We start from the raw sequence: 14285 nt of genomic DNA on the forward strand, positions 1-14285 counted from the left end.
TGGTTATGGTTTATATTGAACATGGGTTGAATTTCATTTTTTAAAAATTATGTCAATTCAACCCATTTTTTTTGCCAAGTCTTCGGCGCGAAGGTGTGTGTATCGTTTTAGCATGTCTAGGGTTTTGTGTCCGGTTATCGCTGCCACTTCCATTACATTCAAACCTTTTTCAAATAATCGACTAGTTGCCTCATGACGTAAATCGTGGAAGCGTAGGCCTGAAATATTTGCTCTATGTGGTTTGCAAGCTCGTTCAAAGGCCTGACTCATAGACTCTGCTTGTAAGATAAAAACTCTTCCCTCGATCTTTGCGCCGAAGTTCTTTAGCGACTTGACCGCAGTTGTCGACAGGGGAACCGTGCGAGGCACATCTGTTTTTGTCTTAGGTAGGTGTGCTGTTTGTTTTTTTAGATCAACCTCGTCCCAAGTCAGTGAGGCCAGCTCGCTCCGGCGCATGCCTGTTTCAACAGCTAAGGTAACAATCGTTCGCAACTCGTCAGAGCCTGTGCTTTCGAGAATCTTGGTAATTTCCTCTTCCGTTACCCTACGATCCCGACCACGGGGTTTGATCGGCTTGCGTACCTGGGCAGTTGGTAATCCACCAGGTAGAGCGATACCCCAGTCCATGGTGGCGGTTTTAAGAACCCGGTTCAGTAGATTGATTTCGTGAATTACGGACTGTGGCCCGACAACCTTCAAGCGTTGGTCACGAAACCTTGCAACCTGAGTAGAGTTCAGGCTGGCCAGGCGATAATCTCCAAATGCCTCTGCCAATGTTTTGATGCGAGACTTATCTGATTGCTCGCTGCGCTTAGTTGGTAGTACCTCGGTAGCGAATCGTTCCAGTACGTCTTTGACGAGTGTTGCTTCGGCTTCGGTGCGTGATACGAACACGCCGCGCTCCATCTCGGATTCGATGATGGTTGCCCAGCGCCTGGCGTCGGCTTCCTTGGTGAAGGTCTTGGTCTGGGTAGGGTAGCCGCGCTTGCGAATTTGTACGTGGTACTGGCCTTCGCCTTTTTTACGGATGGTGGGCATTGTGTTTGTTGGCAGCATTGAAATGAGGCAACAGTGTGCCAAAATTGTGCCAATAAAGGTGAAATATATCGCTAAGGCCCATGGATGCTAGTGCTAATTTGGGCCTCCGAAGCCAAGGGTCGTGGGTTCGATCCCCGCCAGCCGCACCAAGATTGTCCTCGCTTCATTTCTTCCATTGGTTTAGCCGCGTCGCTGATCTCAGCGTGGCGCGAATTTGCCTGCGCCTTGCGCGATGCCGCGCAGCCAATGCGGCTTCCAGCTGAGCGTGAAGGCCACGGCCATGATGCCGGCGCCCATCATCAGTATCCACAGCAGCAGGCCAAAACCGGTGCCGTGACCCGCCACGCACAGTGCGCCGCTCAGCGCCAGGGCGGCGCCGGCAGCGTAGCGCCAGCGGCGGCGCAGCCGTGCCGAGGGCGCGGCGCGGTGCGCGCCGACGCTCGCTGCCCAGTGTTCTTCTTGTGATAGCGCAAGCAAGGCAAACGCCAGATAGGTGCCTGCCGCGGCGGCGCAGGTCAGTAACAGTTCAAGCATGTAATCCTTTCCCTGCCTTGCGGCCCAGGCGGCGTGCGCTGGCCGCGGCCAGCACGGCTGTCGCCAGCAGCAGCAAGTCCATGCCGGCCACGGCATGCTGGCCCGTGGCCAGCGCGTGGAGCGGATGGTCGCCCGTGGTGAGCGCGTTCAGCAGCGCTGCCAGCAGGGCCATGGCGGCGATCAGCCAGGCCTGCTCGCGCCAGGCATGGCCGGCGCGCAGCCAGGCGTGCAGGAAGGCGGCCAACCAGACCACGTAGAAGGCCGCCATTTCCAGGCTGGCGCGCGGCATGCCAGCGATGCTGGCGTCGAGCGGCAACAGGCGGTTGGCAACGAAGAAGGCCAGCGTGGCCAGCATGATGCCTGTCACGCTGCCGATGGCCAGGCCCTCCACCACGCGCACGCCGTGCAAGCCTTGTTTGGCGTGCCGCGCGCGGCGTCCCTCCAGCCAGAACAGGTAGCCCGTGGCGATCAGCAGGCAGCCGGACAGGCCGCCCAGGAAATACAGCCAGCGCAAGGTCCAGTGGTTGAAGCGGATGAAATGCAGGCCGGACATGACGCGCTGCGCCGTCATCACGGGCGCGGCCTGGAAACGCTGCAGCAGCGCGCCCGTGCCGGCGTCAAAATACAGCTGGTCCAGGTTCATCGTGATATCGCCTGTATAGGAACGGCGCAGCTCGACGTAGCTGTTGGCGTCGCCCGGGTGCCAGACGCGCATGAAATACGGCTGTCCGCCATGCCATTCGCGTTCGGCCAGCCTGGCCATGGCGTCGATCGACGCCAGCGTGCCGGGCTGTCCCGTCTTGGCGCGCTTGAAGCGGCCATAGGCTTGCGCCATGAAGGCGCTCTTGGCCTGTTCGCCGCGGCCATACGTGGCTTCATGCGCCTGCGGAAAGTAGATCGTGATGAAAATGATCAATCCGGACAAGGTGATCAGGAAATGAAACGGCAGCGCCGCCAGGCCGCTCAGGTTATGCAGGTCCAGCGCACTGCGCTGCAGCCGCTTGCGGGGGCGAAACGTGAAGAATTGCGCGAGGATTTTCTTGTGGATGACGACGCCGGAAACGAGCAGCACCAGCATCGCCATCGCCGCCAGTCCCACCAGCCATTTGCCGATGTCCAGCCAGGTGAGGTGCAGGCTGTAGTGAAACGGAAAGATAAAGCCCGATCCTCCTGCCGTTCCCTGCTCGGGGAGGAAGGCATGGCTGGCGGGATCGAGCTGGCGCGCCACGCTGTCCTTGCCGAGGCGATAGGAAAAGCCCAGCGTCGGTTCGCGTGGCGTGGGCAGGTCGACGCGCCACTGGCTGGCGCCGGCCGGTACGGCAGGCAGCACGGCGCGGGCGATACGGTCGAGGGAGAGCGGCTGCGTGGCGGGCGCCAGCCGCGTTTGCGGCATCATCCAGCGGTCGATTTCGGCGTCGAAGACGCTCAGGGTGCCCATCCAGAAAATGGCGAACAGCACGCTGCCCAGGATGACGCCGGCCCAGCTGTGCAGCCAGACCATGGATTTGCCAAACGTGCGTTCCATGCGGCCGTTTCCTAGGTGATCAGCGTTGGCAGGACGGCCAGCACCGTGGCGCTGGCGCCCAGGCGCAGCCACAGGCGTGCCAGCGACGGCACGCTAAAGCCCCACAGCAACAGCAGCAAATACACGATAAAGCCCAGCATCGCCGCCAGCACCACCGCTTCCGAACGGGCCATGCCCAGGCGCGCCAGCACGGCGCCGGCCGCCGTCACGCCCAGCGCCGTGACGGCGTAGCCGCCCGCCACGGCGCCAGTCACGCGCAGCAGCATGCGTGCCGGGGCGGCGACTCTGGCGATGCTGGCGCGTGCGCGCGTCGTCATGCGGGCCCCTTAAAAGCGCAGGGAGTAGCCGAGCGACAAGGTGCGTCCCCGTCCGGCGAAGTAGCGTTTGGGCTCGACCAGCGCGCTTTGCGAGTAATACGTGATGTAGTCGCGGTCGAACAGGTTGGCCACCGCCAGGCGCAGCTCGCCCCTGGGCAGGCGGTAGCTGGCCGTCGCATCGACCAGCGTGTAGCCGCTGAAATCCTTGGCCGGGTCGTCGAAGGACTGGCGGAAGGCGTGCTGCGCCTGCACGAAGGTTTTCAGCTGGGCGTTCCAGTCGGCCGACCAGGTGGCGATCAGGCGGTTGGGCGCCACGTTCAAGCCGTCGAGGCGGGCGTCCAGGCTGCCGTTCTCGTCGCTGTCATAGCGGCCCTTGGTGTAGGAATAGGCGAGCTTGGCGCGCTGGGCCGCGTTCAGGCGCAGGCCGACGCTCGCTTCCACGCCTTCGATGCGGGTTTTTTCACGCGCCATCATGAAGGCGCCATTGATGGGCACGATGCGCGTGCCGAAATCCGAATCGGAGCGGAAATAGCTGGCGTCCGCATCCCACGCGCCCTTGCGCACGCGCGTGCCGACTTCGATGCTCTTCGTGAGTATCGGCTCCAGGTTGTGCATGTTGGCGATGCTGAGGCCCGGCGTGTTGATCGAGCGCAATACCCTGCCGATATCGGGCATGCCGAAGCCTTCGGAATAGCTGCCGAACACGGTGACGTCTTGCAGCGGGGTGTAGACGAGTCCGGCGTTGACCAGGGTTTCATTGAATTTCAGCTTGCCGCCCGTCACCTTGACGCGTTTGTACTGCGCCAGGGTCTGATAGCTGTCGATGCGCAGGTCCGCATTTTCCTTGCGCACGCCCGCGTGCAGCGTGAGCTGGCTGGTCAGCTTGTATTCGCCCTGCAGGAACAATGACAGGTTGCGGTATTCGGACTCGGGCACATAGGTGCGCCCCGTCGCGTACAGGTCTTGCTTGCCCTTGTCGAACAGGGTGTCGAAGCCCGCCGTCAGTTTCAGGCGGCCATCGAGCAAGTCCGAGCGGCTCAGGCCGACCTTGCTGCCGTATTTGGAGGCGACGGCGCGCGACTGGTCGTACAGCTTGCCGACGGGAGCGATGCTGGCGTCCTGGAAGGTGGCGGAATTGTCCGCGCCAAACAAGCCTTCGAATTCCTGGTTGAAGACCATGGCCGACAGTTCCATGCCGGCCAGGTTGGCGTGGCTGTAGCTGAGGCTGGAGGTCCAGACATCGTTCCAGGGCGCGATGCCTGGCGGCTCGCCTTTCACCGATACGCTGGGCAAGCCCGTGGCGCGGTCGCCGGCGACGACCAGGTAGCCGGCCTTCGACTTGATCTTGTAGCGGTTGAGGGATAGCTGCAGACGCTGGTTGTCATCGATGACATAGCCCAGCTTGGCGAGCACGTCATACGTGCGCGAATCCATCAGGTCGCCCTGCGTATTGTCGCTGCCGATAGGGCGGCCCTTGCCATCCAGATGCAGCCCCTGGTCTTCGTACGAGGCGGCCAGCAGGTATTCCAGCTTGTCCGTGCGTCCGTCCAGGCGGTAGCTGGTCTTGTAATTCATCACGTCGGAACCCGTTTGCGCCGTGGGCGCCGTCGCCTGCATGTCAATGTGCTGGTTGAAGCTGCCCTTTTCAGGACGCCGCGTGATGATGTTGATGGTGCCGCCCGTGGCGCCCAGGCCATTGATGGCATTCGCGCCCTGGATCACTTCGATGCGCTCGACCATGGAAAAGTCGATGGTATGGGCTTCGCGTCCCGTGGGGCGCATGGGATTCGATTGCGGCACGCCGTCGACGAGGATCAGCGGTGTGCGTCCGCGCAGGGTTTCGCCCGAGCCATTCATCTTGCCGCGGCTGGGCGTGTAGGACGGCAGCACGCTGCTCAGGACATCCGAGGAATTGCCGGAAATGGCCAGCTGCCGCGCGATTTCCGCCTTGCTGATGATGACCACGGTTTGCGGCGCCTTGTCTGCCGCGATATTCGAACGCGAGGCGGACACCACCACGGCCTGCATCTGGCCGTCCGTCCCGCCGCCGTCCACCGCCAGCTGCGCCATGGCGGATGGCGCCGCCAAGGCAGCCATCAGGGCCGCGTACAGGGGGTGATAAGGCAACGGCATGCTTTTGAATAACTTCACAGGATGTCCTTCAGACTGAGGGTGGGAATGTCATGGCCGCGAGGAAATGGCACTGTTGTGGACATGCGCAACATTCCATGGCCTGCCACGTTGGCGGCAAGCCATCGTCTTAAAGAACCCGAGCTCATCGCCAGTGACTGTTGACAGGCAGGGCGCCGGCAGGGGAAAGATGCCCGTCTGCTTGCCTGCCTGAGAATGATTGTCATTATCAACAACCGCGACAGGCATGTCAATGCGTGCCGCTTGACGTCCGCCATTGCCGCGATGACTGCGGCCCGATTCCACAGGGGTGGCAATGCTGCCGTTTTTTTGTGCAGCCTCTCCCGAAAACGCGCGTGACGCCCCTGCCGTTGTCGGTTTGCAACCTCCCAAGCGCTGCAGCCGCCGATATCAAAATTGATATCGAAACAGTGGAAAAATTGATTGGAGAGATTATCGCCCAGCCCCTAAGATAAACGCCGAGCATGCGAACGACATGCAAGCAGTGCAAAAATATCAATACAATATCTGGAGATTCATGATGCGCCACGCCACCGGCCCGCTCGCGGCCACTTCCCCTCGTCCATTCACCTTGAAGGCAGCCGTTGCGGCGTTGGCCGGTATCGGCTTGCTGAGCACGGCTTCGGTATGGGCGCAGGACGCGGTGGCGGCGGACGCCAGTGCCGAGCCTGCTGCAGAAGTGTCGGTCGTGACCGTCAGCGGCGTGCGCCGCTCGGCGCAAAATTCGCAGCAGATCAAGATGCGCTCGGACCAGGTCATCGATTCCATCGTGGCCGATGACATCGGCAAGTTTCCGGACAATAACGTGGCCGAAACCCTGGCGCGCATTTCCGGCATCCAGATCCGCCGCGATTCTGGCGAAGCGAGCGCCGTCATGATCCGCGGCTTGCGCGATGTCACGACCCTGCTCAACGGCCGCGAACTGTTCACCACCACGGGCCGCTACGTCAACCTGGCCGACATTCCCGCCACCATGCTGCAGCGCGTCGACGTGTACAAATCGCAGGGCGCGGACCAGGTCGAGGGCGGCGTGGCCGGCATCATCGACGTGCGCACGAATCGCCCGTTCGATTTCAAGGAGTTCACCGCCAGCGTGAACGCGCGCGCCGTCCACAGCGACAAATCGAAAGCTACCGACCCGAACATCAGCGGCATGCTGGCGAACCGCTGGAAGACGGGCATCGGCGAAGTGGGCGCGCTGCTGGGCTTGTCGCAGCAGCAGCACCGCTACCATGAAGAACGCGCATTCAATACGGCGCCCGTGGATAAAAGTTTCCTGTCACCCGGTTTGACAGGGCCGGACCAGGTGGGTTTGCTGCCGATCAAGGGCGACCGCCGCCGCAGCACCGCCAATGCCGTGCTGCAATGGCGTCCGAACGCCGACGTCGAGCTGTACGCGGAAGGCATGGCCACGCGTTTCCTGCTCGATGCGGAGTCCGATTACTTTGTCGGCTTGCCCTGGTGGGGCACGCCCGTGTCGGCCACAAAAATTCCCGGCACCGACCAGCTGCAAACGCTCACCTCGACCAACGTCAACACCATCATGTCGACGCAGGCGAACAAGAACGAGACGAAGACGCACCAGTTTGCCGTCGGCGGCTTGTGGGATATCAACCCGGAATGGCGTTTCACGTCGGAAGTGGCCAGCACCAAAAGCAGCTATACCTGGCGCAACCCGATTCTCGACGCCATCACCGTCGTGCCGAACGCCACCATCAATACCAACCAGAATGGCACCCTGCACGTCGACTACACGGGCATCGACTTGCAAGACCCGGCGAATTACTATCTGAAGGGCTTCTTCGACCGCTACGGCCGGGACCAGGGCAGCTCGAACGACGTGCGCGCCGACCTGGCGTACACGCCCAGTGACGGCGGCATCTTCAAGGAAATCAGCGTCGGGGTGCGCGGCGTGAAACGCGAAGCCGAATCGATCAAGAGTTTCGAGGGCAATGCGGAAGCACCGGACGTGTCCGGCGCCGCGTTTCCGTTTGGCCGCCAGAGCGTGACGTCGATTCCGGGCCTCAATTGCCTGTCGGAACCGATGTCCAGCGGCGGCCCCGACTATGGCTTGAAGCAGTGGTACACGCCGTGCGCCAGCTTCCTGCTCAATAACACGGGCACCATCCGCCAAGCCGTCACGGGCAGCAGCGCGGCGCGCGCCATGGACCCGGGTTCGTTCTTCAAGGACACGGAAAAGACGTATTCCATCTACACGAAGGCGAAGATCGCTTTTAAACTGGGCGCCTACCCCGTCGACGGCACCGTCGGCGTGCGCGTGGTGCGCACCGAGCAAAGCTTGCAGGGCAACAGTTCGCAAGATGGCGTCTACACGCCCGTCATCAGCGACACGGCCAGCACCGACGTGCTGCCGAGCGTGGCCCTGAAAATCAAGCTGCGCGCCGACCTGGTCGGCCGCTTCGCTGCCGGCCGCACCATCAGCCGTCCGGGCTTTTCCCAGCTGAACCCGGGCGTGGCCCTCGTCAACTCGACGGAAACGGTGAAAGCGACGGGCGCGGGCGGCAATCCGAACTTGAAACCGGTGACGGGCGACAATGTTGACGCGGCACTGGAATGGTATTTCGCGCCGGCCGGTTCCGTGACGGCCACCGTGTTCCATCACAAGTTCGACGGCTATATCCAGCAACGCATTGCCAGCGAAACCATCGCCGGCAAGAGCTATGACGTGGACCGCCCGTACAACACGGCGGCCGGCAAGCTGCAAGGCCTGGAAATCGGCTACCAGCAGTTCTATGACGGCTTGCCGGGTATCTTGAGCGGTCTGGGCTTGCAGGCGAACGGCACCTACATGAGCGGCACCACCGACGACGAGACGGGCAGCCATGCCATCACGGGCGTGTCGCGCTATGCCTACAACCTGGTGCTGCTGTACGAAAAGGACGCCTGGTCGGGCCGCCTGGCCTACAACTGGCGCTCGAAATTCATCGACAGCTACAACCAGGGCGGCCCCGGCTTCGACTTGAAAGTGGCGCCGACGGCCCAGCTCGACGGTTCGCTGTCGTACAAGATCAACGAGCAGTTCACCGTGACATTGGACGGCAATAACTTGCTCGATACCAAGTTCAAGGATTACTGGAACGCACCGGGCGTGTATGCGCGCGATACGCGCCGCTATGACCGGACAGTTGGCGTATCACTGCGCTGGAAAATGTAAAACGTCCATGGCTGCGTTGCATTGCCTCGCCGTACTCCTCGTACTGTCTTCGGCAACGCGCCTTGCCCTGAACGTTTTACATGAGTGAAAAAGCAGTATCCAAGGGCGTTGTCATGGTTTCGGCCGGCAACGCCCCTGTCAGTTGGGCAGTCACGCACGATTCATCATCAAAAGAATGGACGGAAAGCATGGAGACGCAAAAATTATCCACCGTTGAAAAGGTCGGCTTCGGCGCCGGCGACATGGCGCTCAATGTCGTCATTTCGTCGATGATGTTGATCATCACCTTTTTCTATACCGATATCTATGGCTTGAAAACCACCGACCTGGCCCTGCTGTTCGTGGCCGTGAAAGTCATCGGCGCCATCGCCGACCTGGTCATGGGCCAGATCACTGACCGCTACAGTTTTGCCTCGGGCCGCTACCGTCCGTATCTGCTGTGGCTGGCCGTGCCGTATGGCGTCAGCGTCTTCTTCGTCTTCAGCACGCCCGAGTGGCAGTACGACGCCAAGCTGATCTGGGCATACTCGACCTACATCTTGATGACCATCATGACGGCCGGCGTGGGCATCCCCTACATTTCGCTGATCAGCGGCCTGACCAGCGACCCGCAGGACCGCCTGTCGGCCAACGGCTACCGCCTGTTCTTCGCCAAGATCGGCGCCTTCATGGTGACCATCGTCGTGCCCATCCTGTCGCAGCGCTGGGGCGGCGGCAACCCGGCCGTCGGCTACCAGGCGGCCATGGCCGTGATGGCGGTGATGGGCGTGGCCCTGTTCCTGTTCTGCTATTTCTCCACCACCGAGCGCGTCGTGCACGTGGTGGAAAAGCAATCATTGCTCGCCCAATTGAAAGTGTTGCTGCGCAACGACCAGTGGCTGGTGCTGTGCGGTGTGTGCATCACGGGCACCATCGGCTATGTGGTGCGCGGCTCCGTCGCCATCTATTACGCGAAATACTATCTGGGCGGCAGCACGGAAACCGTGGCCGCCTTCCTCACCACGGGTGTGGTGGCCGCCATCCTGGCCATGATCGCCTCGACCTGGATCACCAAGTTCTATTGCAAGGTAAAACTGTTCCGCTACACGCAGATCGGCGTCGCACTGATCAGCCTGGCCATCTATTTCTTGGTGAAGCCGAGCGATACCGTGCTGGCCTTCGCCCTGTATTTCCTGCTGTCCTTCGTGGTGGACTTGCACGCGCCCGTGTTCTGGTCGGCGATCGCGGAAACCATCGATTATGGTCAAGTCAAGACGGGCAAGCGCGTCTCCGGCTTCGCCTTCGGCGGCATTTCCGTCTGCCAGAAGGCGGGCATGGCGGTGGCGGGCGGCCTGGTGGGTGTATTGCTCGCGTATTTCGACTACCAGCCCAACCATGAGCAAACGCAATTCGCCCTGAACGGCATCGCCCTGATGCTGTCGATCATCCCCGGTTTCTTTCACTTGCTGATGGGCTTGCTGATGTTCAAGTACCGTATCAGCGACAGTTATTACACGGGCGTGAAAACCGAAATGCACAAGCGCGGCTACGTGGCCGCGTAAGAATCATTGAATGGAGTAAACAACATGGCAGACATCTTGAAACCGCTGATCGAACAGCGCGCCGACCCGCACATTTACCGCCACAGCGACGGCTACTATTACTTTACGGCCTCGGTGCCGCAGTATGACCGCATCGAACTGCGCCGTGCTGACAGCATCGCCGGCCTGGCCGACGCGGCCGCCGTGGACGTGTGGCACAAGCCGGACACGGGCCCGTACAGCGAGCTGGTGTGGGCGCCCGAACTGCACTTCAACCAGGGCGCCTGGTATGTGTATTTCGCCGCCGCGCCCAGCCGCGAGATCAAGGAAAAATTGTTCCAGCACCGCATGTATGCGATCCGCAACACGAATGCCAACCCGCTCGAAGGCGAGTGGGAATTCATGGGGCAGATCGACACGGGCATCGACACCTTCTGCCTGGACGCCACCACCTTCACGCACGATGGCGTGCTGTATTACCTGTGGGCGCAGAAAGACGTGGCCATCGAGGGCAATTCCAACCTGTACATCGCACCGATGGCCACGCCATGGCAGCTGGCCGGCCCGCCCGTGATGCTGAGCAAACCGGAATTCGACTGGGAAATTCGCGGCTTCTGGGTCAACGAGGGACCGTCCGTGCTGAAACGCAACGGCAAGATCTTCATCAGCTACTCGGCCAGCGCCACCGATGAAAACTATGCGATGGGCCTGCTGTGGGCCGATGCGTCCGCCGACTTGCTCGATCCAGCCGCGTGGAGCAAGTCGCCCGCGCCCGTATTTGCCACCTGCTACGAGCACGGCATCTACGGCCCCGGCCACAACAGCTTCACGACCTCGGGCGACGACGTATTGCTGGTGTACCATGCCCGCACCTACACGGAAATCGTCGGCGACCCGCTGTGGAATCCGGACCGCCACACGTTCGTCAAACCGCTGCGCTGGGATGCGCAAGGCATGCCCGTGTTTGGCCGTTCATCGACCCTGTAAAACCTGGACCCGACGCCATGACCCCAGTTGATTCTGTTTCAGTGACGCAAGCGCCGTTCGGCATCCTGCCCGACGGCCGGCAGGTGACCGTGTTTACCCTGACGAACCGTCAGGGCATGCAAGTCAAGGTGCTCGACTTTGGCGCCATCATCAGCGCAATCCACGTGCCGGACCGCGATGGCACGTTTGCCGACGTGGTGCTCGGTTTCGAGCACATCGAACCCTACCTGGCCAACAGCGCTTTCCTGGGCGCCGTCATCGGCCGCTTCGGCAACCGCATCGCCGAGGGACGTTTCACTCTCGACGGCAAGGATTACCAGCTGGCCGTCAATAATGCGCCGAATCACTTGCATGGTGGCAATCAGGGCTTTCACCAAGTGATGTGGCGGGCCGAGCCGTTCACGAAAGATAACGCGGTGGGCGTCACGCTCACGCGCAGCAGCCCGCACGGCGAAGACGGCTATCCGGGCAAGCTGGACGTCACCGTCGTGTACGAACTGGACAACGACAACGCCCTGAGCCTGCGCTACCACGCCGTGACGGATCAGGCCACGCCGATCAACTTGACCAACCACAGCTATTTCAATCTGGCGGGGCAGGGCACCATCCTCGGCCACGAGGTGGCGATCAACGCGGATCGCTATCTGCCCGTCGATGCGGGGTCCATCCCCACGGGCGAACTGGCGGAGGTGAGCGGCACGCCGTTCGACTTGCGCCAGAGCACCGTCATCGGCGACAGCATCGATCTGCCGCATGAACAACTGCGCATCGGCCGCGGCTATGACCATAACTTCGTGCTCAATCAACAGGCGGAGCAAGGGCTGACGCTGGCCGCCACCGTGCGCGAGCCGCAGTCGGGGCGGGTGATGCAGGTGTACACGCAGGAGCCGGGTATCCAGTTTTACTCCGGTAACTTCCTCGACGGCAGCCAGCATGGCAAGCAGGGTCCCATCCTTTACCGTGGCGCGCTATGCCTGGAAACCCAGCATTTCCCGGATTCGCCGAACCAGTCCCATTTTCCTGACACCATCTTGCGGCCGGGCCAGGTGTATCGGACGCACACCGTGTACCGTTTTTCCGTCGGGTAAGCGCGCCGGTCAAAACAGCCCACGCCCTGCCGCCACGCGCCCGCAGGGCGTTTTCATTGGGACATGCCGATATCGTTTTCGATATCGGAACGCATTAAAAATTGATTGGAAAGGCATGGCAGGATTCTTTAGTATCCCAACATCGCTGCCCGGGCCGACGACATTAGATCCGGCATGGCACAACCAGGAGAATGGCATGTCTGAGACAAAAAAGAAGGTGGCCCTGCGCTCGGCCGAGTGGTTCGGCTCGCAGGACAAGAACGGCTTCATGTACCGCAGCTGGATGAAAAACCAGGGCATACCTGACCACGAATTTCATGGCAAGCCCATCATCGGCATCTGCAATACCTGGTCCGAACTGACCCCCTGCAATGCGCATTTCCGCCAGCTGGCTGAGCACGTCAAGCGCGGCATCCTGGAGGCGGGTGGCTTCCCAGTGGAATTCCCCGTCTTCTCGAACGGCGAATCGAATCTGCGCCCCACCGCCATGCTGACGCGCAACCTGGCCTCGATGGACGTGGAAGAATCGATCCGCGGCAATCCGATGGACGCCGTCGTGCTGCTGGTCGGCTGCGACAAGACGACACCGGCGCTGCTGATGGGTGCTGCCAGCGTCGACATTCCCACCATCGTCGTCAGCGGCGGCCCCATGCTGAACGGCAAGCTCAATGGCAAGGACATCGGTTCCGGCACCGCCGTGTGGCAGTTGCACGAGCAGATGAAGGCGGGATCGATCACCCTGCACCAGTTCATGTCGGCCGAATCGGGCATGTCGCGCTCGGCCGGTACCTGCAACACCATGGGCACGGCCTCGACGATGGCCAGCATGGCTGAAGCGCTGGGCACGTCGCTGCCGCACAACGCCGCCATCCCCGCCGTCGATTCGCGCCGCTACGTGCTGGCGCACATGTCGGGCATCCGCATCGTCGAAATGGTGCACGAAGACCTGCGCCTGTCGAAAGTGCTGACGCGCGAAGCGTTCGAGAACGCCATCAAGGTCAACGCGGCCATCGGCGGTTCCACCAATGCCGTGATCCATTTGAAAGCCATCGCTGGCCGCATCGGCGTGCCCCTGGAACTGGAAGACTGGACCAAGGTCGGCCGCGGCACGCCGACCATCGTCGACTTGCTGCCGTCGGGCCGTTTCCTGATGGAAGAGTTTTACTACGCGGGCGGCTTGCCGGCCGTGATACGCCGCCTGGGCGAAGGCGACTTGCTGCCGCACAAGAATGCCTTGACCGTCAACGGCAAGTCGCTGTGGGACAACTGCGTCGAAGCGCCGATCTACAACGATGACGTGGTGCGCACGCTGGACAACCCGCTGCTGGCCGACGGCGGTATCTGCGTGCTGCGCGGCAACCTGGCGCCGCGCGGCGCCGTCCTGAAACCGTCGGCCGCCTCGCCGCATTTGATGCAGCACCGTGGCAAGGCCGTCGTGTTCGAGGATTTCGAGCACTACAAATCGCGCATCGTTGATCCCGATCTCGATGTCGATGCCAATTCCGTGCTGGTCATGAAGAATTGCGGCCCGAAAGGTTATCCGGGCATGGCCGAAGTGGGCAACATGGGCTTGCCGCCCAAGTTGCTGGCGCAAGGCATCACCGACATGGTGCGCATCTCGGATGCGCGCATGAGCGGCACGGCCTACGGCACCGTCGTGCTGCACGTGGCGCCGGAAGCGATGGCGGGCGGCCCGCTGGGCATCGTCAGGGATGGCGACATGATCGCCCTCGATTGCCACGCTGGCAGCCTGAACATCGACATCAGCGACGCGGAAATCGCCGAGCGCCTGGCGGCCCGCGAACTGGGCAGCGCGCCCGGACCGAAGAGCGGCTACCAGCAGTTGTATATCGAACACGTGTTGCAGGCCGATGAAGGCTGCGATTTCGACTTCCTGGTCGGCAATCGCGGTTCCGCCGTGCCGCGCCACTCACACTAAGCGGAGAATTC

10 protein-coding genes are annotated in these 14285 nt (G+C 61.7%); 5 read left to right on the forward strand and 5 right to left on the reverse strand.

Translation table 11 applies throughout. The annotated features are described in order from the left end of the window. Positions 1 to 57: 57 nt before the first annotated feature. From GCN78_RS10355 to GCN78_RS10375, 5 genes are all read right to left on the reverse strand, one after another. Complete coding sequence (locus tag GCN78_RS10355; protein ID WP_152251625.1) at positions 58 to 1038, reverse strand: site-specific integrase; 981 nt, start codon at positions 1036 to 1038, stop codon at positions 58 to 60. A 198-nt stretch (positions 1039 to 1236) separates the two neighbouring features. Continuing rightward, positions 1237 to 1572: a DUF3325 domain-containing protein gene (locus GCN78_RS10360; RefSeq protein ID WP_193316679.1), complete on the reverse strand. Its 336-nt coding sequence runs from the start codon at positions 1570 to 1572 to the stop codon at positions 1237 to 1239. Next, positions 1565 to 3097, reverse strand: coding sequence for a PepSY-associated TM helix domain-containing protein (locus GCN78_RS10365; RefSeq protein WP_152251627.1), 1533 nt, complete (start codon positions 3095 to 3097; stop codon positions 1565 to 1567). The genes GCN78_RS10360 and GCN78_RS10365 overlap by 8 nt, the downstream gene beginning before the upstream one ends. An 11-nt stretch (positions 3098 to 3108) precedes the next feature. Further along, positions 3109 to 3414 carry a hypothetical protein gene (locus GCN78_RS10370; RefSeq protein ID WP_226939561.1) on the reverse strand — a complete coding sequence of 102 codons (306 nt, stop codon included), beginning with the start codon at positions 3412 to 3414 and terminating at the stop codon, positions 3109 to 3111. 9 nt (positions 3415 to 3423) lie between these two features. Next, positions 3424 to 5565 carry a TonB-dependent receptor gene (locus GCN78_RS10375; RefSeq protein ID WP_226939562.1) on the reverse strand — a complete coding sequence of 714 codons (2142 nt, stop codon included), beginning with the start codon at positions 5563 to 5565 and terminating at the stop codon, positions 3424 to 3426. A gap of 517 nt (positions 5566 to 6082) precedes the next feature. Between GCN78_RS10375 and GCN78_RS10380 the strand changes: the two genes are divergently transcribed. The 5 genes from GCN78_RS10380 to GCN78_RS10400 all read left to right on the forward strand — a co-directional run bounded on the left by GCN78_RS10380 (position 6083) and on the right by GCN78_RS10400 (position 14274). Beyond that, complete coding sequence (locus GCN78_RS10380) at positions 6083 to 8740, forward strand: TonB-dependent receptor (RefSeq protein WP_152251628.1); 2658 nt, start codon at positions 6083 to 6085, stop codon at positions 8738 to 8740. 188 nt (positions 8741 to 8928) lie between these two features. Beyond that, entirely contained in the window at positions 8929 to 10281 is a 1353-nt protein-coding gene (locus GCN78_RS10385) for an MFS transporter (protein ID WP_152251629.1), read from the forward strand. Positions 10282 to 10305: 24 nt separating this feature from the next. Beyond that, entirely contained in the window at positions 10306 to 11247 is a 942-nt protein-coding gene (locus tag GCN78_RS10390) for a glycoside hydrolase family 43 protein (RefSeq protein ID WP_152251630.1), read from the forward strand. 17 nt (positions 11248 to 11264) lie between these two features. Further along, entirely contained in the window at positions 11265 to 12335 is a 1071-nt protein-coding gene (locus GCN78_RS10395; RefSeq protein ID WP_152251631.1) for an aldose epimerase family protein, read from the forward strand. 196 nt (positions 12336 to 12531) lie between these two features. Continuing rightward, complete coding sequence (locus GCN78_RS10400; protein WP_152251632.1) at positions 12532 to 14274, forward strand: IlvD/Edd family dehydratase; 1743 nt, start codon at positions 12532 to 12534, stop codon at positions 14272 to 14274. The last annotated feature ends 11 nt before the right edge of the window (positions 14275 to 14285 follow it).

The sequence above is a fragment of the Janthinobacterium rivuli genome (genome assembly GCF_009208735.1).
In the GTDB taxonomy this organism is placed as follows: domain Bacteria; phylum Pseudomonadota; class Gammaproteobacteria; order Burkholderiales; family Burkholderiaceae_D; genus Janthinobacterium.

Coding starts and splice junctions, on each gene's coding strand:
- GCN78_RS10400 (WP_152251632.1), top strand. CDS start 12,532: ATGTCTGAGACAAAAAAGAAGGTGGCCCTGCGCTCGGCCGAGTGGTTC.
- GCN78_RS10365 (WP_152251627.1), bottom strand. CDS start 3,097: ATGGAACGCACGTTTGGCAAATCCATGGTCTGGCTGCACAGCTGGGCC.
- GCN78_RS10390 (WP_152251630.1), top strand. CDS start 10,306: ATGGCAGACATCTTGAAACCGCTGATCGAACAGCGCGCCGACCCGCAC.
- GCN78_RS10385 (WP_152251629.1), top strand. CDS start 8,929: ATGGAGACGCAAAAATTATCCACCGTTGAAAAGGTCGGCTTCGGCGCC.
- GCN78_RS10395 (WP_152251631.1), top strand. CDS start 11,265: ATGACCCCAGTTGATTCTGTTTCAGTGACGCAAGCGCCGTTCGGCATC.
- GCN78_RS10355 (WP_152251625.1), bottom strand. CDS start 1,038: ATGCCCACCATCCGTAAAAAAGGCGAAGGCCAGTACCACGTACAAATT.
- GCN78_RS10360 (WP_193316679.1), bottom strand. CDS start 1,572: ATGCTTGAACTGTTACTGACCTGCGCCGCCGCGGCAGGCACCTATCTG.
- GCN78_RS10380 (WP_152251628.1), top strand. CDS start 6,083: ATGATGCGCCACGCCACCGGCCCGCTCGCGGCCACTTCCCCTCGTCCA.
- GCN78_RS10370 (WP_226939561.1), bottom strand. CDS start 3,414: ATGACGACGCGCGCACGCGCCAGCATCGCCAGAGTCGCCGCCCCGGCA.